Origin of the sequence: Mesorhizobium sp. M0016 (assembly GCF_040324035.1) — a bacterium.
Classification (GTDB): domain Bacteria; phylum Pseudomonadota; class Alphaproteobacteria; order Rhizobiales; family Rhizobiaceae; genus Mesorhizobium.
In genome coordinates this window covers 45,103-69,045 of the sequence record NZ_JAMYVM010000023.1, presented here as the reverse complement: position 1 = coordinate 69,045, position 23,943 = coordinate 45,103, and the positions used below count along the sequence as shown (strand labels likewise).

Genomic DNA, 23,943 nt, shown 5'->3' with positions numbered 1-23,943 from the left:
TCAGGAGCCTCCAAGCCAGAATGTGTCCGGCATGTAGACACCGAAATAGGAGGTCGGGTCGTAGCCGTAGAGTGCTTTGTCAGGCAGGTTGCGCAGCCGCGAGGATACCAGAATCGGCTGAAGTGTTTCGTTCACCGTACCGATAGAGAACACCTGATCGGTGTAGATCGACAGCATCGAGTTCCAGATTTCGGCGCGCTCGCTGGATTGGGTCGATCCGTTCCAGCGCTTGAGCAAAGCCATCAACTCGACCACTTCAGGAACATCGGGCGCCTCACCCATCTTGCCATGCGACAGATAGTAAGCGCCCCAGAGCGGCCATTGCAGCTGGTCGTCGATGGTGGGGGCCAGCTGGTATGGATTCATGTCGGCGGTCGGCACGCCATTGTCGATGCCCGACGACATCGACATCAGGATCTGGCCGCCAAGCGCACGGCTGCGGAAGATGTCGCGCTGCGAAGTCCGGATGAACAAAGCGATGCCGATCTTGCGCCAGTGATCGGTGATGAGTTCGAGCGCATCGGTTTCCAGCGTGCTTTCGCCGGCCGTTTCCACGATGATCTGCGCCGGGCGTCCATCGGGAAGTAGCCGCAGGCCGTCATCGTCACGGGCCTGAAGCCCGACCTCGTCAAGCAGTGCATTGGCCTGGTCGGGATCGTGGGCGACCCAGGCTTTCGCGAATTCCGGCCGGTAGAGCGGGCTCTCCGGCAAGACCGTGTCGGCGCTTTCCTGCGCCAATCCGTAGAAGACGGCCATGTTGATCTCGCGCCGGTCCACAGCGAGCGAAAGTGCGCGGCGCACGCGCACGTCACGCAAAAGGCCGCGCCACACCGGGTCGGCACAATTCAGATTGGGCATGAGCGCCAGCCGCGAACCCTGTGTGCGTTTCCACAGATGCATCTTCACCGGGTAGCGCTTCTCCGCGTCCTTCAGGAAGGAGTAATCGCTGAAGTCGATTCCCATGCATTGCAGGTCGCTCTCGCCCGCACCGGTCTTGGCGGAGATGATCGCCGACGAGCTGACATTCATGATGATCCGGTCGACATAGGGCAGTTGCCGGCCGTTCTCGTCTGTTCGATGAAAGAACGGGTTGCGCTCGAAGATGAACTGCTCGGCCGGCGGCTTGGTCCGGTTCTGCCAAGGGTCGAGTGTCGGCAGATCCGGGTTCTCCGGGCGATACTGCCGCGACATGCGGATGTGCAGGAGCGTCCATTTTGCGGTCCGGTTCTCCTTCATCAGGCCGGCGAGCCGGAATGGATCCTGATATTTCTTATGGAACTGCTTGAGATAGGCGGCCGGCAAAACAAGCGGTGTCGGCGAAGCAGCGGCAAGTTTGGGCAGGAAGTCGGGATTGGGCGCGTCCCAACTGTAGCGGACCGTCAACGGATCGACGATCTCGAAACGTGGCGGCTTGCCGTCCGCCAGCAGGGCAGGGGCGAGCCCCCCTTGCGAAAGCTCATCGTTCAGCCAGACATCTTCCCAGCAATAACGAAAATCCTCCGGCGTCAGCAGGCTGCCGTCTGACCATTTATGGCCTTCCCGAATCTTGAACGTGAAGACGCGATCGTCCTTTACGTCGAAACTTTCGAGAATGTCGGCTTGAAAGTTAAGCTTCTCGTCATAGCCGACCAGCCGGGAATACCCGTAGATCGTCATCATCCGGATATCTTTCTGGCTGCCGATGATCGTACGCAGCGTGCCGCCATACTGGCCGGGCTGCCGGCCCATCGCCGCGAGGTTCAACGCGCGCGGGCTTTTGGGCAGGCGCTCCGCGAGTGGCGGCAGAGCCCTGGCTTTCAGCTGCGGCTGAAGAAAATCCGGCTCCAGATCGCCGGCGCGCGCCGTGCCCGGCAGAAATGCCGAAGCCATGAGACCAAGGACAGTGCGGCGGCTGATCAATGGCGTAACTCGCTGACATCGGCCGAACGTCGGGCCAGCACGAGATGGCCGCCGCCGAGATCGAGCGGCGACAGCATATCCTCTTCGCCCTCGTCGCGGAATTGCGGGCCCCATGCGCTGGTGTCGGAAGCGCCGCCGAGCTTCAGCGTCTTGAAATCCATCGGCCGGTCGAGATCGGGGAAGGGGACTGCGGCGAGCAGCGAGCGCGTGTAGGGGTGGATCGGTTTCCTGAGCAGAATTTCGCGCGGTGCAAGCTCGACGATACGCCCGCCGCACATCACCGCGATGCGGTCCGCCATGTAGTCCACCACCGCCAGATTGTGGGATATGAACAGGTAGGTCAGGCCCAGTTCCTTCTGCAGGTCCTTCAGAAGGTTCAGGATCTGCGCCTGCACGGAGACATCGAGCGCCGAAACCGGCTCGTCGCAGATCAGCAGTTCAGGCCCCAGCGCCAAGGCGCGCGCAATGCCGATACGCTGACGCTGCCCGCCGGAGAAGCTGTGGGGATAGCGCTGGATGAAGCGCGGATCGAGCCCGATTGCCTGCATCAGGCTCTTGACCGTGGCTAGCCGGGACGCGGCATTGCCACGTTGATGGATTTCCAGCGGCTCGCTCAAGATGTTTTCCACGGTCATGCGAGGCGAAAGCGACGAGACCGGATCCTGGAAAACCATCTGGAGTTTCGCCCGCAGCAAGCGCAGGGCGTCTCCCTCGGCTTCCAGGACGTCGATCGGTCCGTCGCGGCCGTTGAAGATCACGGAGCCGCCGGTAGGGGTGACGGCCCGCATCAGGATCTTGCTGACGGTGGTTTTGCCGCAACCGCTTTCGCCAACCAGGCCCAGGCACTCACCTCGCCTGATGTCGAAGCTGACGCCGTCCACGGCGCGAACAGAGGTCTGATGGCTCCCGCTGAACCATCCGGAGTTGCGGATGGTGTAGACCTTTTTCAGATCCCTGACCGACAGCAGAATGTCGTCCGGCCCCTTCGCTTCCGGCGCCGTCTGCTTGCCCAGCAGGGTCCCGACATTCACCGGCACCTCGCGGAGCGCCTTCAGTCTTTCGCCAGGCTTCAGGTCGAAATGCGGAACGGCTGCCATGAGGCCCTTCAGGTAAGGGTGGCCTGGCCGGCGGAATATTGCCTCCACAGGGCCTGCTTCCATGATCTCGCCATGGTACATGACGACCACCTCGTCGGCGACATTGGCGACCACGCCGAGGTCGTGCGTGATCAGCAGCATTGCCATGTTGAGCTTGGTCTGGAGCCCACGAAGCAATTGCAGGATTTGCGCCTGGATGGTGACGTCCAACGCCGTCGTCGGCTCATCGGCGATCAACAGAGCGGGCCGGCAGATAAGCGCCATGGCGATCATAGCGCGTTGCCGCAATCCTCCCGAAAGTTCAAATGGATACATGTCGTAGGCGCGCTTGGGATTGGGAAACCCGACGAGGCCGAGCATTTCCTCGGTCCGTGCCTTGCGCTCCGTCCGATCCATGTGCGTATGAATCTGCAGGGATTCGCTGACCTGGTTGCCGATCGTGTGCAGCGGCGACAGCGATGTCATCGGCTCCTGAAAGATCTTGCCGATGCGGCTGCCTCTCAACGCCCGGATTTCGGGTCCGTCTCGCGGCATCTGCAGGATATCCTGCGTCGTGCCGGGCTTTTTGGGATCGGAAAACAGGATACGGCCGCGAACATGGGCCGTGTTCGGCAAGATGCCCATCACGGCCTGGCTGAGAACCGATTTTCCGGAACCGGACTCACCGACAAGTGCGGTGACCTTGCCGGGCAGGACGCGAAGATTTGCCCGCCTGACGGCATGCAACGGTCCCCCGACAATGGCAAAAGAGATGCCAACATCCTCGATCCGCAGCAGATCAACGCCTGCATCCATTCCCACACCAGCCCCAATCTGGCGCCTCCCGACCGGCCCCAAAAAGCAAGACTAGCGCATTGTCAGCGCAGAGCAACTTGGATTCGAAACGAATTCCCCGGCGACCGGCGGCCGGACAGCATACCAGGGCGTCCAGATCGGATGGTGGTGACTACTGGAGCTTCCTCCGGTCGCCCGCCGACAGCCGCGCGGCATCGCGATGAAGCAGCATGACCTGCTCGGCGTCCGATATCCGATCGTGAAACGGCTGCAGCGCAGCGTCTTCATCGAGTGCGAGAGCACCCGACAGATCGGGTGAAAGCACCGTCAGCTTCTGCTTGCTGCCCGCCAGTTCCTCATCGCCGAGCGTCAGCCAGCTGTTGGCCCCGCAATAGCCGGCGAAGTCCTTGCTGGCGAGAACGCTGTGCGGATATTTCTTGGTCAGGGTCTGGAGACGCTGGACCTCGTTTACAGCCGAGCCGAAGACGGAGAATGTGAGTCGGTCGGTAAGCCCGACATTGCCGAACATCACATTGCCGACATGCAGGCCGATACCAAATTTTATGTCGCCCAGTCCTTGCTCTTTTCTGCGCAGATTGAGCTCCATCATGCGCATGCTGGCCTTGTGCGCAGCCGCAAGAGCAGCCTGGCAGGCGATCTCTGACTGCGCCCGGTGCCTTTCGCAGGGGTAGACGGCAATGAATCCATCCCCCAGGAAACTCATGATCTGCCCGCCTTTGCGATTGAAAGGTGCTGCGATGGCATCGAAAAACTGGTTCAGCGTATCGATATAGACTTCGCGGCCGGAGGTTTCGGCGAGCCTTGTCGACCCGCGCATATCGCCCATCACCAGCGCGGCCCGGATTGTGTCGCCCTCGCCGCGCTTGATCTGGCCGTCCAGCACGCGCCTGCCGGCGTCACCGCCGAGATACGTGGTCATCATGTTGTCGGCGAGCTTGGTGAGCACCGCCATCTTGCTTGCAATGGCGAGATGGTTCTGGATCCGCAGCAGCGCCGAAATCATGCTGTCGCTGAAGCCTGAAGCACTGTCGGTGGACCAGGACCCCAACATGCCCTGACTTGTATCGCCGTTGAAGGGATGGACGAAAGCCATGTAATCGGTGACGCCCATAAGCCTGAGCTCATCGAAAACAGGAAACTCCGACCGCACCGACGGGTCGAGCCGGCGCCGCAGATGGTCGAGCTTGTTGCTGAGCAGATGGTAGTATGGGCTGGTCAGGAATCTGTCGGAATGGACGCCGTTCTCACTCCGGAAGCCTTCCACTTCCAGGCCTTGGCCGCGAATCCAGGTGAAACCGAGCGCGTCATAAAGCGGATGCAGCATCGAAAAGCTCAAATGCACCCGCTTCAGCGGCAGGCCGGCAGCAGCCAGCCGTTCACAAAAGCCCTTGACCAATGTTTCCAGGTCGTCGCCCGCCAGCGCCGACTGGGTCAGCCAATCGGCAACCTTATCCATGAGAATGTTGGAAATTTCTGCTTGCGCTGTGCTCATGCTATCTCGAAACCCGTCGAAGACGAGCCATCTCCTTTGATCCGCAAAATTCTCGAAGTCAATGAAGCCGGCTTCGGGGGCAGAAGCCGGCGAAGAATATCCCGAATGACTGTCCTTGCAGGAAGCAAGCAGACGTCGACCGCACAAATCACCTGCAACACTATGTGGCGAGGCTGCCGGCGAAGTGCAATCCCGATCCTGACATCGCGCAAATAATTGGCCTTCTCAGGCACCGTCGGGCTCGCCGGGTCTCAAGAACCATGGCCGAGGCGCATTGCTGAACATCGATTCCCCGCCGTCATCAGACCGGCGCCTTCGCCTTCAGGCTTGCGGCAGCCATTGCATAGCCGCCGGCGGCGCCATCGATGAAGTGAACATGATCGCGCTGCAGCGGCGAGATGACGAGGCATGTCATCAAGGCCGACTTCTGGCGGTGCAGGCCATAGTTGCAGATGCCGGCCTCTTCCGCCTGTTTCAGCCGGTTTTCGATCCGCTGCAACACATCCGCGTCGACGTCGATAGTCATCTTCAAGCCGTCGTCGAACTTGCGGAAATCCGAATTGCTGGCCACCTCGCGCTTGTAGACCTTCGGATCGAAACCGCCGATCGTCCAGCCCAATTTGTCGGTGACGGCCGTAAGCGTCATCAGGAAGATCACCCACAGCTTGGCCAGCCACCGCCGCCCCGGCGGCGCCGTGGCCCGTGCCTCGACATTGAGACCGGCGGGCAAGAGACTATAGGCCGGACCGTCCACCGGCACCGGGTGGCCATCGCGCTCCTGCCTGCCGGCAAGGGTGATGATGTCGGAAGCCAGAAACTGGAAACCACGCAAGTCGCGCGATGCCCCGGGCACGGCTATGATCGAGACAATTTCGCCATGCCGGGCTTCGATCGGGTTCCAGCGGCAGGAGAGGCCGGTCAGATCCGGCCGCGCGCCGGCCGGGGCGGGGTCGACGCGGTAGCGCCCGGCTTTCATTTCGGCTTCCGCCCAACTGCCGCCACCGCCGGCGAACATGGCATAGAAGGCTGCTTCGGAGGCCTGGAACCTCGCCACGCGAACGTCGAGGCCTTGCGCTCTTATGTCCTTTATCGGCACGATTGCGGCACGCAAGGTCAGGTCCAGTTCGTCCGCCACCCATCTCTGGACAGAAGCCAGCGCGATACGGGCGATCTCCAGCGCCGAGCCGGGAAACGCCACGAGCGCGCCGTCGCCGCCGAAGACGAAGGGAAGATCTTGCCGGCCCAGCGCGTTGAGAAGCGCCGAAATGACGCTGGCGCCGGCCATATTGACGATTTTGTAGCGCCCGGCCTCGATCGCCTTGGTCGAGCCGACGATGTCGGCGGTGGCCAGCGCCCAGCCATCGGGGAGAGGCCGATAGTTGTCGATATCGGCAACGCTTTCGAACTTTGCGAAGACCGGCAAAGAAGCGACGAACGGGTCGGACGCGACAGCTGTTTCCATAAGCATCAGATAGCACATTCCAGCGCTTGAAGGTGAAGTCGATCACGCCTCGAAATTGACTTGGGCAGGCTTTGCGATGATAGGATCGCGCGATGCGAATTGCCTTCTACGCCCCGCTGAAGTCGCCCAATCATCCCGTTGTCTCCGGCGACCGCCAGATGGCACGGATGCTGGTCCGGGCGCTGCAGCATGGCGGGCATAGCGTCGAACTGGCATCGGAGTTGCGCTTCTATCTACGCCAGCCGGAACCGAAAAGTTTCGATGCGCTCATGATCGAGGCCCGGGACGAAGCCGCGCGACTGACAAGGCTTTGGGACCGTGAAGGCAAGCCCGATCTCTGGTTCTCCTATCATCCCTACTACAAGGCGCCCGACCTGATCGGGCCCGAGCTGGCGTTGGCCTTTGCCGTCCCCTATGTGACGGCCGAAGCCTCCTATTCCGAACGGCGCAACGCCGGTTCGTGGGCCGATAGCCAGGCATTGGTGGCGCGAGCCATCGAGCAGGCGGCGCTGAACATCTGCTTCACGCAAAGGGATCGCCAGGGGCTGGCGGATGCTGTTCCCCACGCCGCTCTCGGTATGCTTTCACCCTTCATCGACACATCGGCATTCCACGAAATGCCGGTACTGGATTATCCGACGCGCCTCGTGACCGTGGCCATGATGCGCCCGGGCGACAAGGTCTTGAGCTATCGCATGCTGGCGCAGGCGCTCGGGTTGATCGGCCACCTCCCCTGGACGCTGTCGGTCGTCGGGGACGGACCTGCCCGTGACGAGGTAAAGGCGCAATTCGCCGGCTTGCCCGCCGACCGTATCGAATGGCTTGGCGCGATTGAGCCGGTCGCCGTGCCGGATGTCCTCTATCGCGGGGGAATCTACGTCTGGCCGGGTTACGGCGAGGCCTATGGCATTGCCTATCTTGAAGCACAGGCCGCCGGCCTTCCGGTGGTGGCTCAGGACATTGCCGGCGTGCCGGAGGTTGTGCGGCATGGCCAGACCGGGTTTCTCACCCCGCCGGGCGATGTGGCGGCGTTCGCTTCCGCCATTGCAAGGCTTCTGGCCAATAATGACGAAAGAACCATCATGGCTGCACAAGCCAGACGTTTCGTTCTCGAAGAACGCTCTCTCGGTGCTGCAAAGGCCCGTCTTGCGGAACTTCTCAAGATGATCCCGTTGTCATGACATCCGACCCGACTTGGCAGCCCCTGGTGGACGAGCTGGCGCACCGGCAACGGGCGGGCCGCAAGGCAGAGTTCTGGCTGCGCGACGATGACGCCGTGGATCCGACGCCGGCGCTCGATCGGTTGCTCGACCTCACCGGTGACTTCGCGGTTCCGGTCACTCTGGCCGTCATTCCGGCCCAGACCGACGGGAAGCTTGTCGTCCGGCTTGACGCCGCGCCGCATGCCACGGTCGCCATTCATGGCTGGGCGCACCGAAATCATGCGCCCGAGGGTCAAAAAAAGCAGGAGCTCGGCGCGCATCGGCCACGCGAGGTGGTGCTGGATGAGCTGGCCGGCGGGCTGTCGCGTGTAACCGGCCTGCACGGCGCACGTGCGGTTCCGATGCTGGTGCCGCCCTGGAACCGGATCGATGTCGGCCTGGTACCCGACCTCGGATCGATAGGATTTGCGGCATTGTCGGTGTTCGGGCCGCCAAGGCCGGCTTCCCTGGCGGTCATCAACAGCAATGTCGACATCATGGATTGGCATGGCACGCGCGGCTGCCGCGATCATGGTCTGTTGGTTCAGGCCATCGTCGCGCAATTGCAGCGTGCATTCGGCGGCGGCGAACCGGTCGGCCTGCTCACCCACCATCTCGTCCATGATGAATCGGCCTGGCTTTTCCTCGAACGGCTGTTCACGATCACCGCGCGGGCAGAAGGCTGCGCATGGCTTCCGATCAGCACACTGACAGAACGCAGCGCCGGAAAATAGCTCAGCGCTTTTTGTGCAAGACTGGAAATGTGAGCGTCTGGCCATCCCGCGCCGCAAAAGCGCGTGCAAATCTGTCTTTGGCCAGTTTCTCCATCTCGTCCAGCTCATCGTCGGTGCGTGCCGGATCGTGGTGAAACAGCGCAAGCCCGCGCGCGCCGGCCGCCTCGCAGAGCTTGACGCCCTGTTGCCATGTCGAGTGCCCGTTGCCGCGGTAGCGCTCCATTTCCTCCTCGGTGTAGGTGCAATCGTAAATGACGAGGTCGGCATTCTCGATCAGGCCGAGCACCGCCGGATCAAGTTTGCCCGGCTCGTGCTCGGTGTCTGTGATGACCGCCACGACGCGGCCACCCCATTCGACCCGGTAGCCGATGCAGCCGCCCGGATGGGCAAGACTACCGGTTCGGACCACCACCCCTTCGCGTGGCCGAAGCACGTCTCCGGATGCGAAATCGCGGCAGTCGAGGCTCGCCTTGCAGACACCGAGTGTCACCGGAAACCATGGCGGCCGAATGAATTCATCGACCATCTGCCGCGTCGTCATGCGTCCAGCGAGATGCCCGGACCAAAGCGTAACTTTGATCCCTCGTTCATAAATAGGCTTGAAAGCCGGCAGCCCGATGACGTGGTCGTAGTGGCAATGGGTGAAAAACAGGTCGAAATCGGTGACGCCCGCCGCCCGAAGCGTCTTGCCGGCAGGCCGCAGGCCGGAGCCCGCGTCGAACAGAAGCGTATGCTTGCCGCATTGCATCTCGATGCAGATCGTGTTGCCGCCATAGCGAGCAAATTCTGGCCCCGACACCGCAATGCTGCCGCGCACGCCCCAAAACCTGACAAGGAAGAAATCGTCGTCCATGCACCCTTTCGCCCATCGTAGCCAACCAACTGCTGCCAGAGTCGTTCCAGGAAAGGTGTGACACGGTTCCGGAAACTGCATCAAAACAAAGAAACAGAGCGGCTCGCCGCTTCAGTGCAACTGTGAATCGCTCTCGGCCGTTCGTGCGTCGATCAGGTCCGCGGTCGTACTGCTTAGCCTATCGGCAAGAACCCGCAATATCTCGATGGTCATTTCGGGAAACTCCTTCATAAGCCTCAGGAAATGGTCCTTGCGGATTCTCAAGGCCTCCAGCTCACTTGCCGCTTTGACGGTGGCAGTACGGGAGCTGTTGCACAATATGGCAATCTCGCCAACGATCGAATTTGGCAGCAATTCAGCAACTTTGATCGGCCCATTGTCGGAATCGACCAGAATATCCGCGCTGCCCGAAAGGATGACATAGGCCGCGTCTGCCTCGTCGCCCTGCCGGAAAAGAATCTGGCCGGCACTGTAGTTCACGCGATCGGACGTGAACGCGAGCAGCTTGAGCTTTGTCGGCTCGATGCCAGAGAACAAGGGAACGCGTTGCAGCATTCCAACTTCATCCTTGAGCAGCATTGTCGCAAACCTTCCTGAATTCGCGTTTGCCAGACTATGACACAAGTTCCTTGAAGATACCGTTTCCCGCCAAGAGTGTCTCGTGTGTTCCGTCTTCCACCAATTGGCCTGAGTCAAAGACCACAACCCGATCGAACATCGCCGCCATTGCCGGATTCGTCACCACCCACACAATTGCCGGCGAATGGCCGTCGCGTCTGGCTTCGTCGAGCACATTCCGCAACACTTTGTCCTGCACGCGCTGGTCGAGCGCTGACAGCGGCCGATTGAGAATGAGGAAATCGGGACGCTTGAGCAAGGCGCGGGCAACATCGAGCTTCTGTCGCTGTCCGCCGGTCAGCCGCCTGCCGGCGGCGCCGACGTTGAAGTCCAGGCCGACATCCAGAAGCTCGGCATAAAGTCCCAGTTCGTCAAGAATATCATAGACGATGGAGCGAATACGGTCCGGCGCGTCGGGATGGTTGTTGCCGACACGCCCGAACAGGACGTTGTCCATGACGGTGGCCGCGGCGATGTATTTGGCAGGATCAAACCGTTCGACAGCTTTCTGCAGCTCGGCCGGCAGGTTTTCATAGAACTGGTTGCGTGCAGCGATGATCTTGCTCATCAGCTCGTCGGTCAACAGGCCGAAGCGATGCCGGGGCTCGATATAGGCAAAGCTTAAGGTGACCATCATGGCGCGGTCGTTCTCCGAAACCGCATCGTAGGGGCGATTCTTGAGCCGTTGCAGCAAGGTTTCGTAGGCGGGTATCTCCTCGGCGCTCATGAAGGCGAGCTGCTGGAAGAACTGATGTTCGGGCGGCAGGTCGGCAAACAGCTCGATCGCCTGTTCGGCGATCTCCATGCCCATTTCGTAGAGCGTGCGGTCGAGGCCGGCTTGCTTCAGCACGGAAGCAAAATAGGGATTGGACGCCAGTGCCTTGTGAGCCAGTTCGGGGCCGGCCGCAGCGCCGAAGAGCAGGTTCTGGCCGATCGTCGCTTCCTTGTTGTAGGCGCCCGGTTCAAAAGGAACCACCAGCGCGCTCAGGCCTTCTTCCTCCAACCGGGTTCGCAGCGCCGCACGCAATTCGACGATCCGCCCGGCAAGCTTCGTGTGGCGCTTGAGGTCGGCCGAAGAGCGCAAGCCTAGATCCAGAATGTCGCGCGACAGAAGAACCGCGTCGAGCACCCGGCGCACGGCTTCAAAGAGGTCGTGCGGGCCGGTGGCGCCGGCGGAGGCATAGTTGATCCAGTCGCTGCGGATATCGAGATCCGGATTGCCCGACCGGCGCGCCTCGTCGATATTCCAACGGTGCTGGTCCGCCGCGGCGCCGTCATATGTCACCGATGTCAGCGGCGCATGCTTCAACCCGTAGAGCAAATTGTCGCGCAGGCTTGCCTGGAACAGGAAAACATCCGACGAAGCGTAGGACATGCGCCGGCCGGTCACGGCTTCGGGGAGATCGAGCAAGTCATCGGAGCCCGAAACGATCCTTCCACTATCCGGCCAGGTCAGCCGCGCAAAGGCTTCCGCAAGCGCCTCCGCTCCCCCTGTTGCGGTGCTGACCAGCGCCACCGTCTCACCCGGCTTGACCTCGAGCGAGATGCGATTGAGGAGCATTGCGCCGCCATCGTCGGCTATCGACAGGCTGATCGCCGACAGCGGCTTGGTCATCGGATCGGGATCGTCGATCGTCAGTGCTCCGATTTCCGGCGCGATGATATTCTCGACGGTGAACTGTTCGACGACCTGCTGATATTTGACCTGGACATCCTGCCGGTCCTGATCCCAGTCGATCAGTTCCTTCATCGGTCCGGGCAAGTCCTTGTAGGCGCCAATCACGGCCACGAGCTGGCCGACATCCAGCCGCCCCTGGATGACCAGATAGCCACCGATCATGTAGAACAGAAAGGGCGTGAGCTGCGCGAGAAAATTGTTGAGGAACTTTACCATGAATTTCCATTGGTAAAGATCGAAGCGGATTTTGAAGATGAGCCCGAGCCGGGCTGCTATGTCGGCGCGCTCGTAATTCGACGTATCGTGGACGTGAACCGCGCCGATGCCGTCGACGATTTCGCCAACCCGGCCCGACAGCGCGCGCGCCGTCAACTGCCGCTGGCGCCCCAGCACGAGCAGCCGCCGCCGCATTCGCGGGATAAGCACGATCTGGATCGCCACGATCACGACCGCTATCATTCCGAGCCAGACGTTCTGGACCATGATGAACAGCATGGCCGTCAGCGCCTGGCCGCCGAGCAGCACCGGCTGCAGGAAGGCATCGCCGATGAAGCCGCCCAGCGGCTCCACCTCGTCCTTCACCATGGTCGCCACTTCGGCGGATTTCACCCGCTTGAAGTAAACCGGCGGAAACCGCAGCACACGATCGACCAGGTCGAAACGAATACGCCGCAGCATGCGTTCGCCGAGCCGGCCCTTGTAAGTGTTGATGTAGAGCTTGAACAAGCCGTTGATGACGACCAGCAAGAGGAACACAAGGCTGAGCGCAAGCAGGGTCGACGTGCGGTCCAGTTGAAAACCGGAGAAGAACTGGACCTCGCCGATGAACGGCAGATTATAGTGCAACCGCATGAATGGCAGGGTCGCGCCCGGTTGCTCGAACCCCTTGCCTTGGATCGGGCCGTTGACGATCAGCTTCGGCAGGTCGAACGACATGAAATACGGGACCATCGAAAGCACGACGATCATCAATATCCAGAGCTGCTGCTTCCTGGTGTGCGTCCAGATATAGCGGGCTAGGCTGGTTTCCATATGCGATTGTCAGTTTGAAGGATGCAGAATGTAAAGGCACCTGCTGGCGAATGGTGTATTGGCCATGTCTTCGCCGCCAACGACGATCTCGAAGCGGCAGCTGCGCGCCAGGCGGATGGATGCCGATGGTCCGGACAAATGCAATCGGCCTCCTCCGGGCAATGGCGAAACGGCTTGCGGCACAATCGCGTCCGCAAGTCGAACAGCCTTGCATGAGGCAAGATTGCGTTGTGTCGCCCGAAATCCCAACATAGAAGACGAATATGATGGATGTCACGCAACCACGCAATGCCGGCATGGATGGGCATGAGCAAGCCCTGGACCTCACGCGGGGAATTGCCGCCTATGTCGACCACCCTCTCGTGGCCGGGCTGGCGCGCGTCATCGCCAAGCATCCGCAGGCCAATATCGCGAACGCCTTCAACCACAAGCAGGTCGCCTGCAAGATGTGGGCGCTCGACAGGCTTTTCGAAAGCTGCGGCGGTCGGTTCGAGCGCATATGGGTTCTGGGTGGATGGTACGGCGTATTGCCGGCGATGCTTTTCAACGACGCCCGCTTCGACATCGCGGCGATCGACAGCATCGACATTGATCCCGAAGTCGGCGCGGTCGCCCGGACACTCAACCGGCAAGCCGGCGACCGGTTTCAAGCGCTGACGGCAGATATGTACGCACTCGACTATGCCGCCGGCGGGCCCGACTTGGTGGTCAATACGAGCTGCGAACACATAGCCGACCTCAGCGCCTGGCTTGCCCTGCTTCCGCGGGGCACGAACGTGCTGCTGCAGTCGAACGACTATTTCAGCGAGCCGACGCACATCAACTGCGTGGCGTCACTTGCAGCCTTCGAAGCAATGGCGGCGCTGCGGCAGATCAGGTTCTCCGGCGAATTGCCGACAAAAAATTATACACGCTTCATGCTGATTGGAACTGTTTGAAGCGCTCGCGCAGGATTTGCGCCGAGCGCCGCGCCCCTTCCAGATCGAGGCGATGCGCGGCTGGCGGCGGTCCCGCAAGCGCCTGCTCGGTCGCATGCGCCAGACCTTCAGGCGTCAGGTCCTGTTCCGTCAGCACCGTTGCAAGACCGAGCTCTTCGAGTAACAGGGCGCGACGCGTCTGCTCGGTTTCCCCGCCGGCTGCAAATGGAACGAGCAGCGAGCGACACCCCGCGCGCAGGACATCGCAGACCGTGTTGTAACCGGCCTGCGAGACCGACAGGCGGGCGCCGGTCAACAGGCTGGCGAAATCCTCGCGGAACCGGAAGATGGACAGGCGTGGGGAGGCATCGCGTGAAATCGCGTCAAACTCGTCCTTCGGCAGGTTTGGGCCGGTGATCAAACACCATGTCCAGGCGTTATCGGCATTTCGCGCCGCCGCGACGGTGGATCTGACAAGGCTCTTTCCGGCCGCCCCGCCGCCAACCGACACCAGAACGTCGAAGCGCTCTGAGGCCGCTTGCGTCGGCGGCGCGGCAACGAGCCCGGTGTAGGCGACCTCGGCCCTGATCGCCCCAGCCAGCGGAAATGTCTTGTCGATGGTTGCGAAAGCCGGATCGCCATGGACCATGACAAGATCGAAATGCCTGTTGACGATATCGACCGTTTCTTCGTTTCGGCTCGGCTTCACGCGCTCCTGAAGGATGTCGCGGACGGACGCCGCCAGCAGCGGTCTGGGCGATGTCGCTTCGATGGCCTCGATCAGTGGCAAGAGTTCGAAACGCATCTGCCGGCGTCCAAAGGGAAACGCCTCGATAATGACGATGTCGGGCCTGTAATCCCGGAAAGCCTGCAGCAGCATCTCTGAGCGCCGCGTCTTGAAATCATCGTCGACGGCTTTGCCCTGCAGGTCGACAAGTCCGGAAAATCCTTCGTCACCGGAGGTGACAGGCGGCAGGGTCACGGATTTTACACCCGATCCCGGAAATCCCGCGATCGGCGCTCCGCCGGTCACGACGGTGACGTCGAACCCGTCATCGACCAGAGCCGCCGCAATGCGGCTGGCGCGCGCGAGATGGCCGATGCCGAGCAGGTGCTGAACATAGAAGAAAGCGCGCAGCCGCTTCATTCGGCGGCCCGCCACTCCCGCTCGAACAGTTCCTTGAGCTGTCCAATGCCTGCCACATGATCGAAATTGCTTCGCACGCGCCGCTCCGCGGCGTCGCCGAGGCGGACGCGCAGGACGGGATCGCGGATCAGGCGCTCCAGCGCCTGTGCCAGGGCAGTCGGGTTTTCCGAGGGAATCAGCAGCCCGGTTTCATCCGACGATAAAAGCTCCGGCACGCCGGATATATCGGTCGACACGCAGGCAAGCCGCTGGCTGGCCGCCTCCACCAGAACATTCGGCAGGCCGTCCCGGTCGCCATCCGCGGTGATCCTGCAGGCCAAAGCGAAGATGTCGGCGCTGCGGTAGTGCTCAAGCACCTCCTCCTGCGCCAGCGCGCCTTTCCAGGAGACGCGCCCCTCCAGCCCGAGCCTTTGCGCCAGCGCCTTCAGCCGTTTCAGTTCCTCGCCGCCACCGATATGCTCGAAACACCACGCCAGATCGCCAGGCAAGAGGGCAAGAGCCTCCAGCAACGTATCATAGCCTTTCTTTTCAACGGCGCGTCCGACACTCAAGATCATGACCGGTTCGGCCGGCGCCGAGCCGTCACGCTGTTTTCGCGCCTCGCCGAAACTGCCGAAGCGGTCAAGGTCGAGCCCATGATAGCTCAGATGCACGGACGAACTGCCGTTGGCGAGTTTTTTCAGACGGTCGAAGCCGGTTTTCGTGCACGTGACCGTCCAGCGCGCCGAGGAAAGCTTGCCGGCCAGATCCCAGTCCGCCGACGTCCAGATGTCCTTGGCATGGGCTGAGCAGCTCCAGGGCAACCCACGAAGCTGGCTGGCATAGCGCGTCACCGATGCCGGCGTGTGCGCGAAATGGGCATGCAGCCAGCCCGCGTCTTGCGGCCATTCGGCGGCCAACACGAGCGCTTGCCCGAAGCGGCGCGCGCGATTGCGGGTAAAGTCGCGGCGGATATCGGCAGCCAGCGATTTGAGCGCGCGCCAGAAGCCAGGCCGCGGCAGACAGGCAAACAGCGACCGAACCACGCGCAGCGGCTCTCTGTGCAGATATTCCGGTAGATAGTGGACGGGGGCCTTGATCTCGTCATGCACGGGATGACGTTTTGCGTCGGTCGGCCGCCTGAGCGCGAAAAGTATCAGGTCGAACCCCGCACGCTCGAGACCGAGCAATTCCTGCGCGATGAAGGTTTCCGACAGCCGCGGATAGCCCTTCAGAACCACGACGATCTTGCGGTGTTGCAACTCAGTTCATGCCTTCAATGACCGAAAGGTGATGGCCGGCCCGCCGGTCGAGCAGTTCCGCCACGATTTCGGAAATGTGAGGCAGCCCTTCCAGCGTCAGATGCGCATTGCTCTGCGATGGGCGGGGCCGGTCCGGCAACACCTGCAGCGCATCGGCGAACCGCTGGGCATCCTCGGCCTCCTCAGGCAAAAGCATCTCGATGAGGCCGAGTTCGGCTGCGCGCCGTGCCCGGATCAGCTGTTCCTCGCGCGGCGTGACGCGCGGCACGATCAGCGCCGGCTTGTCGAAAGACAATATCTCGCAATAGGTGTTGTAACCGCCCATCGCCACCACCGCCTTGGCGCCGGCAATCAGCTCTTCCATGCGGTTGTCGAATTCGATGATCTTGACGTAGGGGATCTTGGCCCCTTTCCTGACCAGCTTGTTGCGCTTGCGCGCCGGCATGTAGGGCCCAAGCACGATCAGCGCCCTGTGCTGCAATCGCGGATCCTGCTGATAGGCCTCGATGACGTTGTGGATCAGGTCGGCGCCGTCACCGCCGCCACCGGTGGTAACCAGGATATAGTCGCCCTCGGGCCGGTGGCCGGGCAACTGGTTCTGCTGCAGGCTCCGTTGCAGGAAACCGACGAACTTCATCTTTGCCCTGACCGCCGGCGGCACGTCCAGGCCGGTCAACGGATCGTAGAAATCCGGCGGGCCATAGACCCAGACCTTGTCGTAGAACAGGCCAATCTTGCGCATCACATCCCTGCGTGCCCACTCCGCTTCGAGCAAATGCGGCGCGTCCATCACCTCGCGCAGGCCAAGCACGAGCGTGGTGCCCCGCGTCTTGAGGTAGGACAGCGTATCCTCGATCTCTCCGCGCAGCCCCAGCGGTTCCTTGTCGACGATGAAGATATCCGGCCGGAAGCTCTCGGCCGTGTGGCGGATAATCGACTGCCGCATCCTTAGCGTCTCGTGCAGATCGATGTCCTTTTCCAGCGAGGTGTATTCGCCGTTTCGCAGCTTGATGACGCTGGGGATCTTCACGAAGTCGACGCGGGCGCGGTAGTCGAAGGCGCCGGCGATGGTGGCGCCCGAAATGATTAGCACCTGAAGTCCGCGGAAATCCCCGACCAGCGAATGCGCGATCGTTCGGCAACGCTGCAAATGGCCGAGCCCGAACGTGTCGTGGCTGTACATGAGAATTCGTGCGTCTTTTGCGTGCTGTGTCATTGTGAACGTCTTTTAGAATTCTCGCCGGACCGTGGGCAACCCCGCAGGCTTCGAAACCATTCTCGCGGGTCTATCGACCTGTTTTGAAACATGGGGGCGAGAGGTACGCAACGGCATTCTTCACCAGGTCACGAATGCCAGGGGCGCTGATTGTGGCGCCATGCCTTGTCTTCGCCGACGATAGACGGCCCGAGCACAAATCTCTGTCATGAGGCTTGACCCCGTGGAATTAAATGCCCTGCGGCCTGAGGCAGGCAAAGCGCACATTGCGAAAAATCAAGGGCGACCAAGGCGAAACGAGGCTGCCGCACATTGTGAGGAGAACCCGCACCTTGGGAAAATGCTTCATAATCCATCGAAACACAACGGCCGCCAGAGGCCGCACGTTGCGGCCTTTTATCCTGCCATCAGCCTTGGCCTGTGGCAAGCGTCCGGTCCTTGCACCGTTGAAGCTGGTGCAATCTCGCGTCATGCCGGCTTCCTCCGTCATGTGGAGGATAGCTGCGGCCCCAATGAGATTCGTCAGCCAGGCGACCCATTCGCCAGATCCGTCACAAAGCTTTGCGTGAACACGCCGGCCGGAAGGACGGCTACGCCAACCTTGCCCTTGTCGTCCTCGGCGTTGCCAGCAGCAGACTTGTCTCGCTGCCGGTTATCCCCGGGATGAGCCGTATCCGCCTAAGCACCGCGTCGAAATCGGTGAGCGATGCCGTGCCGAGTTCGACCACCAGGTCCCAGCGGCCATTGGTGGTGTGAATGGTCGAAACCTCGGCGAGACCGCCGAGCGCCCGGACCACGCGGTCGGCGGCATGGCCTTCGATCTCGATCATCATCACGCCGCGTATCCGCTGGTCGACGGCGTCGGCGCGCAGCACCACCGTGTAGCCGATGATCTCGCCCGACTTTTCCAGCCGCTCCATGCGCGCCCTGACCGTGGCGCGCGACACCCCGAGATCGACCGCGAGATCGGAGATGCTGCGCCGGGCATCATGCCTGAGCAGCGTGACCAGCCTTTCGTCGAGCAAGTCCATGATTCTATCCACTTTGACCAAAGCGACTTATCGGAATGATAAATCATTCTTCTCGAAATGCCAATTTCGCCTGTTCAGACTGCCGGGCCGGGATGGTTCATTCCACGCATCAATTGCCCAATCAATTTGCAAGGACAACAAGAACCATGCGCTGCAGGATCGTTGGCGCGCCGGTGCAAGACGGCGCCGGCAGGATGGGATGCGAGATGGGGCCGAGTGCGCTGCGCACGGCCGGGCTTGTCTCGGTGCTGTCGGAACTCGGCCATCAGGTCGAGGACTGGGGCGCGGTGCAACCGGCCGCCGTGCGCGCAATCGTCCATGGCAATCTCGCGCTGAAGGCCCTGCCGGAGATTTCCGCCTGGACGGCGGCAATTGCCGAGACCGCCTATGCGGCTTCGCGGGACGCCATGCCGATCTTCCTTGGCGGCGACCACGCGATATCGGCCGGCACGGTGTCGGGCATAGCCCGCCGCGCCGCCGAACGCGGCCGGCCGCTCTTCGTGCTGTGGCTCGACGCACATCCCGATTTCCACACGCTCGATACCACCGTCAGCGGCAATCTGCACGGCGTGCCGCTCGCCTATGCCAGCGGCCGGCCGGGCTTCAACGGTTATTTCCCGGACCTGCCTGTCGCCGTCGACCCTGCCCACATCTGCGTCATGGGCCTGCGCAGCGTCGATCCGGCGGAGCGCCGGGCGCTGAGCGAAGCGGGGGTTACCGTGCACGACATGCGCACCATTGACGAGCACGGCGTCGCACCTTTGCTGCGCGCCTTCCTGGCCATCGTCGAAAAGGCAAACGGCCTGCTGCATGTCAGCCTCGACGTCGACTTCCTCGACCCCTCCATCGCGCCGGCCGTCGGCACCACCGTGCCCGGCGGCGCCACTTTTCGCGAGGCGCATCTGGTGATGGAGATGCTGTCCGACAGCGGCCTGGTCTCCAGCCTTGATCTGGTCGAGCTCAACCCGTTCCTCGACGAGCGCGGCCGCACCGCCACGCTGATTGTCGACCTCGCCGCCAGCCTGATGGGCCGGCGCATCATGGACCGCCCGACCCGCAGCCATTCCGGAAGCATTGCATGACCCAGCCTTCCCGCCTTGCCATCGTCCCCTTCGTCAGCGTCGACCGCATGATGAAGCTGGTGCTGACCATCGGCGTCGAGCGGTTCCTCACCGAACTCGCCGCCTATATCGAGGAGGATTTTCGCCGCTGGGAGCTGTTCGACAAGACGCCGCGCATCGCCTCGCACAGCCATGACGGCGTCATCGAACTGATGCCGACCAGCGACGGCCGGCTATACGGCTTCAAATATGTCAACGGCCATCCCAAGAACATGCGCGAGGGGCGCCAGACCGTCACCGCCTTCGGCGTGCTCGCCGATGTCGGCTCCGGCTATCCGATGCTGCTCACCGAAATGACGATCCTGACGGCGCTGCGCACCGCGGCGACCTCCGCTGTCGCGGCCAAATATCTGGCGCCGAAAGGCGCGCGCTCGATGGCCATCATCGGCAATGGCGCCCAGTCCGAATTCCAGGCTGTCGCCTTCAAAGCGCTGCTCGGCATCGACCGCCTGCGGCTCTACGACATCGACCGCTCGGCTTCCGAGAAATGCGCCCGCAACCTCGCCGGCAAAGGCTTTGACATCACCATCTGCGCCACCGGCCAGGATGCTGTGGAAGGCGTCGACATCATCACCACGGTGACCGCCGACAAGCTGTCCGCCACCATTCTGACCGACAACATGGTCGGTTCCGGCGTGCACATCAACGCGGTCGGCGGCGACTGCCCCGGCAAGACGGAACTGCACCGCGACATCCTTTTGCGCTCCGACATCTTCGTCGAGTTCTCGCCGCAGACGCGCATCGAGGGCGAAATCCAGCAGCTCCACGCCGACCATCCGGTGACCGAGTTGTGGCAGGTGATGACCGGCAAGGCGGAAGGCCGCAAGACGGCGGAACAGATCACCTTGTTCGATTCCGTCGGCTTCGCCACCGAGGATTTTTCCGCACTGCGCTATATCAGAGACCAGCTTCAGGCCACCGGCCTCTACGAGGAGCTCGACCTGCTCGCCGATCCCGACGAGCCGCGCGACCTCTTCGGCATGCTGCTCAGGGCAGCGCTGCAGCCGGCAGCCGCCTGAGGGGCTTCAGCCGCGCAACGGCGCGCAGCTCTCCCGTTCGACGAGCACCGGGGTGAGCACTTCGCGGCGCGAATGCGCCGCCGGCTCGGCAACCCGCTCGAGCAGCAGGCTGACCGCCCGCGTGCCGATCTTCTCGACCGGCTGTGCGATCGTCGTCAGTGGCGGCCAGGTGGTGACGGCATAGGGTATGTCGTCGAAGCCGATCATCGACATGTCGCCGGGGACCCGCAATCCGCGCCCGCGCAGCACTGTCAGCGCGCCCATGGCCATCAGATCGTTACAGGCAAACAGCGCCGTGATCCCCGGCGCCTGCGCCATCAGCCGCTCCATCGCCATGCGGCCGCCGGCGAAGTGGTAGTCGGAATCCACCACCGAGGCCGGCTGCAGGTCGAGGCCGGCTTCCTGCAGCGCCCTGGCGAAGCCGCGCAGGCGGGCGGGGCTGGAGCTGGAATCGCGCGGGCCGCCGATGACGCCGATCTTCTCGTGACCGAGCCCGGCCAGATAGCAGCCGGCGAGATAGCCGCCATAATCGTGATCGACCAGCACGGAATCGACATTGACCGAATGGATCTCGCGGTCGATCAGCACCGCCGGGACGCCGGGCAGAAGGCTGGAGAACACCCGCGCATGATCGGACGAGCCGGCAAAGATCAGCCCGTCGATCTGCTTGGCCATCAGCACCTGGAGGTAGCGCTCCTCCTTCTCGGCGCTGCCGTCGGAGTTGCACAGGATCACAGTATAGCCGGCAAGGAAGCCGGCATCCTCGATCTGGCGCGCCACGCCGGCGAAGAACGGGTTGGAATTGTCCGGCAGCAGCAGGCCGATGGTCTTGGTCTCGCCGCGCCTCAGGCTGCGCGCCAGCGTGTTCGGGCTGTAGCGCAAGGCGGCGATGGCCGAATGCACGCGCTCGGCCGTCTCAGGCTCGACATGGCGCGTGCGGTTCATCACATGCGAGACGGTTGCGACCGACACTCCGGCATGGCGCGCGACATCGGCAATCGTCGTCATTTCTTGTCCCCTGACTCGATTAGCCTAATGATTGCGTAACCGGATGTGTCGCACGCTAGAGCGCAGCTTTCGAGTGTCAATGTCCCTTTGAGCAACCTGCTGAGCGGAGCGATCTGCCGCCAAGAAAAAGCCGCAAGGCTGGGTGCTTGGTGGTCGACCTGTTGTCGCAACCGGATAAGGTTCGAGAGCCGGGAACTGCTCAATCGCCAACGATCGGAACAACGATGCGACTTCTCCTTGTCGAGGACGACCCACGCACCGCCGACTATGTCGTCAAGGGCCTTGGCGAGGCAGGCCATATCTGCGACCTCAGGCGCGATGGCCGCGACGCGCTGTTTGCCGCGACACGCGACGCCTATGACGTGATCGTCGTCGACCGCATGCTGCCCGGCCTCGACGGCCTGTCGATGATCAAGGCGGTGCGGGCAGCGGGCGTGCGTACGCCGGCGATCTTTCTGACCTCGGTCGGCGGCGTCGACGACAGGGTTGAAGGGCTCGAGGCCGGCGGCGACGACTATCTCGTCAAGCCATTCGCCTTTTCCGAACTGCTCGCCCGCATCAACGCGCTCGGCCGTCGCCCTGCGGTGCAGGAGCTGAAGACGACGCTGCGCATCGCCGACCTCGAAATGGACCTGATCCAGCGCCGCGTCACCAGGCAGGGCCAGGCGATCGACCTGCAGCCGCGCGAATTCAGCCTGCTCGAAGTGCTGATGCGCGGCGAGGGCCGCGTCATCACCCGCACCATGCTTCTGGAACGGGTCTGGGATTTTCACTTCGACCCCAAGACCAGCGTCGTCGAAACCCATATCAGCCGGCTGCGCGCCAAGATCGACAGGCCGTTCGAAACCGCGTTGATCCACACCGTGCGCAGCACTGGCTACAGTGTTCACGACTGAGGCGCGGCATGACAGAAACTTGCCATGACTGAAGCTTGCAATGACTGAAACGCACTATGACTGAGACAGGCTCTCGCCTGCTGCGCAGCACGCCGTTTCGGCTGGCCCTGACCTTCGCCTTGCTGTTCGTGCTCGCCTTCATCCTGTCAGGCGCCATCGTCTACCAGCTGATGAGCGCGGATCTTGCCGAGCAGCTCGACCAGTCGGTCAAGGAGACCTATTCGGTCGTGGCGGTGACCTATGCCGGAAACGACCGGGAGGATCTGGTTTCGGCAGTCGACAGCCACGCCGCGCTCAGCCCGAGCAAGGAACAGCTGTTCTCGCTCACCGATCCCGCCGGCAATCGCCTGGCCGGGAATTTCACCGCCGCCGACCTTCCGGATGGCTTTTCCGATTTTGCCGCTTCCCTGCCAGGCGTTGCGCCGGACACTATGTACCGCGCCTGGACCGGTTCGGTCGGGCCCAACAGCCTGACAATTGCCTTTTCGCTTTCCGAAACCGAGGAGCTGGAACGCATCGTTTTGATGAACTTCGGCTGGGCCACCCTGATCATTTCAGGGCTGGCGGTGGCTGGCGGCGCCTTGCTGGCGTCGCGTGTGCAGCGTCGCCTCGACGGCATTGCCACCACCATGGACGATGTCTCCAACGGCCGGCTCGACGCCCGCATTCCACTGCTCGGCAATGGCGACGACATTGACGGCGTCTCGCGCCAGGTCAACGCCGCGCTGGAGCGGCTGGCGGCGCTGGTGGACGGCATGCGCCAGGTCAGCGCCGACATCGCGCATGATCTGAAGACGCCGCTCAACCGGCTGCAGATGATTTTGGAAGCTGCGGCCGACAGGACCGCGCGGGGTGAGGCCGTTGCCGATGAGCTGGCGGAGGCACGTGGGGAAAGCCTGCAGATCAACGATACTTTCGATGCGCTGTTGCGTATTGCCCAGATCGAGGCCGGCGCCCGCAAGGCGCGCTTTGTCGATCTCGACCTCACCGGCGTCATCGATGCCATTGCCGAAATCTACGCCGGTGTCGCCGAGGATGACGGCAAGTCGCTGTCGGCCACGATCGTCCACGGCACGCCATGCCTGGTCCACGGCGACCGCGACCTGCTGACGCAATTGTTTGCCAATCTGGTTGAGAACGCGCTGCGGCATTGCCCCGATGGCACGGCAATCCTTCTATCGGTGCGGCGGCAAGGCGACCGCATTCTGGCTGAGGTCGCCGACAATGGCCCCGGCATCCCGGCGCAGGAGCGCGAAAAAGTGTTCCAGCGGCTCTACCGGCTCGACTCCAGCCGCACCACGCCCGGCAGCGGCCTTGGCCTCAGCCTGGTGCGGGCAATCGCCGACCTGCATGGTGCAACGATTGCGCTGGAGGATCGCCGGCCTGGGCTGGCGGTAATTGTCGGGTTTCCTCGGGCGGAGGGCACCGGTCCCGGCTTGAAATGACAACGCCAGAGCCAGGTCGACCCCACTCCGTCGAGCGAAG

General features: G+C 62.4%; 19 protein-coding genes. 7 read left to right on the top strand and 12 right to left on the bottom strand.

Annotated features, from left to right (window positions below; all coding sequences use genetic code 11):
* The 4 genes from NKJ88_RS26400 to NKJ88_RS26385 form a co-directional block, all read right to left on the bottom strand.
* The gene (locus NKJ88_RS26400; protein ID WP_023692891.1) at positions 1 to 1,899 is read right to left on the bottom strand and encodes an ABC transporter substrate-binding protein; all 1,899 of its coding nucleotides are present in this window, start codon (positions 1,897 to 1,899) and stop codon (positions 1 to 3) included.
* Positions 1,896 to 3,791, bottom strand: a complete 1,896-nt coding sequence (locus tag NKJ88_RS26395) for an ABC transporter ATP-binding protein (protein WP_023672138.1) — start codon at positions 3,789 to 3,791, stop codon at positions 1,896 to 1,898. The genes NKJ88_RS26400 and NKJ88_RS26395 overlap by 4 nt, the downstream gene beginning before the upstream one ends.
* 151 nt (positions 3,792 to 3,942) lie before the next feature.
* Positions 3,943 to 5,283, bottom strand: coding sequence for an adenylate/guanylate cyclase domain-containing protein (locus tag NKJ88_RS26390; protein WP_352446144.1), 1,341 nt, complete (start codon positions 5,281 to 5,283; stop codon positions 3,943 to 3,945).
* A gap of 301 nt (positions 5,284 to 5,584) precedes the next feature.
* On the bottom strand, positions 5,585 to 6,763 hold the full coding sequence (locus NKJ88_RS26385) for a DUF3095 domain-containing protein (protein WP_502904772.1): 1,179 nt from the start codon (positions 6,761 to 6,763) through the stop codon (positions 5,585 to 5,587).
* Positions 6,764 to 6,837: 74 nt separating this feature from the next.
* Here NKJ88_RS26385 and NKJ88_RS26380 point away from each other — a divergent pair, with 74 nt between their 5' ends.
* Both NKJ88_RS26380 and NKJ88_RS26375 read left to right on the top strand, forming a co-directional pair.
* Positions 6,838 to 7,926 (top strand): glycosyltransferase family 4 protein, encoded by a 1,089-nt coding sequence (locus tag NKJ88_RS26380; protein ID WP_023824396.1) that lies wholly within the window; start codon positions 6,838 to 6,840, stop codon positions 7,924 to 7,926.
* Positions 7,923 to 8,681 carry a polysaccharide deacetylase family protein gene (locus NKJ88_RS26375; RefSeq protein WP_023824397.1) on the top strand — a complete coding sequence of 253 codons (759 nt, stop codon included), beginning with the start codon at positions 7,923 to 7,925 and terminating at the stop codon, positions 8,679 to 8,681. Before NKJ88_RS26380 ends, NKJ88_RS26375 begins: the two co-directional genes overlap by 4 nt.
* A 1-nt stretch (position 8,682) precedes the next feature.
* Here the strand turns inward: NKJ88_RS26375 and NKJ88_RS26370 are convergent, their stop codons facing one another.
* The 3 genes from NKJ88_RS26370 to NKJ88_RS26360 form a co-directional block, all read right to left on the bottom strand.
* Complete coding sequence (locus NKJ88_RS26370) at positions 8,683 to 9,534, bottom strand: MBL fold metallo-hydrolase (RefSeq protein ID WP_023824398.1); 852 nt, start codon at positions 9,532 to 9,534, stop codon at positions 8,683 to 8,685.
* Between the two features lie 111 nt (positions 9,535 to 9,645).
* Positions 9,646 to 10,113, bottom strand: coding sequence for a cyclic nucleotide-binding domain-containing protein (locus tag NKJ88_RS26365; RefSeq protein WP_023672144.1), 468 nt, complete (start codon positions 10,111 to 10,113; stop codon positions 9,646 to 9,648).
* Between the two features lie 34 nt (positions 10,114 to 10,147).
* Complete coding sequence (locus NKJ88_RS26360) at positions 10,148 to 12,862, bottom strand: ABC transporter transmembrane domain-containing protein (protein WP_352446141.1); 2,715 nt, start codon at positions 12,860 to 12,862, stop codon at positions 10,148 to 10,150.
* Positions 12,863 to 13,128: 266 nt separating this feature from the next.
* Here NKJ88_RS26360 and NKJ88_RS26355 point away from each other — a divergent pair, with 266 nt between their 5' ends.
* Positions 13,129 to 13,800, top strand: coding sequence for a class I SAM-dependent methyltransferase (locus NKJ88_RS26355; RefSeq protein ID WP_084558991.1), 672 nt, complete (start codon positions 13,129 to 13,131; stop codon positions 13,798 to 13,800).
* Here NKJ88_RS26355 and NKJ88_RS26350 read toward each other — a convergent pair.
* From NKJ88_RS26350 to NKJ88_RS26335, 4 genes are all read right to left on the bottom strand, one after another.
* Positions 13,778 to 14,926 (bottom strand): glycosyltransferase family protein, encoded by a 1,149-nt coding sequence (locus tag NKJ88_RS26350; protein WP_023672148.1) that lies wholly within the window; start codon positions 14,924 to 14,926, stop codon positions 13,778 to 13,780. The genes NKJ88_RS26355 and NKJ88_RS26350 overlap by 23 nt on opposite strands.
* Positions 14,923 to 16,167, bottom strand: coding sequence for a glycosyltransferase (locus NKJ88_RS26345; protein WP_027050454.1), 1,245 nt, complete (start codon positions 16,165 to 16,167; stop codon positions 14,923 to 14,925). The genes NKJ88_RS26350 and NKJ88_RS26345 overlap by 4 nt, the downstream gene beginning before the upstream one ends.
* 1 nt (position 16,168) lies before the next feature.
* On the bottom strand, positions 16,169 to 17,383 hold the full coding sequence (locus NKJ88_RS26340) for a glycosyltransferase family protein (protein ID WP_031209749.1): 1,215 nt from the start codon (positions 17,381 to 17,383) through the stop codon (positions 16,169 to 16,171).
* Between the two features lie 590 nt (positions 17,384 to 17,973).
* A complete protein-coding gene (locus NKJ88_RS26335; protein ID WP_023745917.1) occupies positions 17,974 to 18,414 on the bottom strand; it encodes an Lrp/AsnC family transcriptional regulator in 441 nt (146 codons plus the stop codon).
* 146 nt (positions 18,415 to 18,560) lie between these two features.
* On the opposite strand from NKJ88_RS26335, the gene rocF reads away from it, so the two are divergent.
* On the top strand, positions 18,561 to 19,496 hold the full coding sequence (rocF, locus tag NKJ88_RS26330) for an arginase (protein WP_352446138.1): 936 nt from the start codon (positions 18,561 to 18,563) through the stop codon (positions 19,494 to 19,496).
* On the top strand, positions 19,493 to 20,554 hold the full coding sequence (ocd, locus tag NKJ88_RS26325) for an ornithine cyclodeaminase (protein ID WP_023692901.1): 1,062 nt from the start codon (positions 19,493 to 19,495) through the stop codon (positions 20,552 to 20,554). Before rocF ends, ocd begins: the two co-directional genes overlap by 4 nt.
* Before the next feature lie 6 nt (positions 20,555 to 20,560).
* On the opposite strand, the gene NKJ88_RS26320 is transcribed toward ocd, so the two are convergent.
* Positions 20,561 to 21,562 (bottom strand): LacI family DNA-binding transcriptional regulator, encoded by a 1,002-nt coding sequence (locus tag NKJ88_RS26320; protein WP_352446137.1) that lies wholly within the window; start codon positions 21,560 to 21,562, stop codon positions 20,561 to 20,563.
* A gap of 224 nt (positions 21,563 to 21,786) precedes the next feature.
* Between NKJ88_RS26320 and NKJ88_RS26315 the strand changes: the two genes are divergently transcribed.
* Together NKJ88_RS26315 and NKJ88_RS26310 are read left to right on the top strand one after the other, a co-directional pair.
* A complete protein-coding gene (locus tag NKJ88_RS26315; protein WP_023742038.1) occupies positions 21,787 to 22,458 on the top strand; it encodes a winged helix-turn-helix domain-containing protein in 672 nt (223 codons plus the stop codon).
* Between the two features lie 56 nt (positions 22,459 to 22,514).
* The gene (locus NKJ88_RS26310) at positions 22,515 to 23,903 is read left to right on the top strand and encodes a HAMP domain-containing sensor histidine kinase (protein WP_023816117.1); all 1,389 of its coding nucleotides are present in this window, start codon (positions 22,515 to 22,517) and stop codon (positions 23,901 to 23,903) included.
* The last annotated feature ends 40 nt before the right edge of the window (positions 23,904 to 23,943 follow it).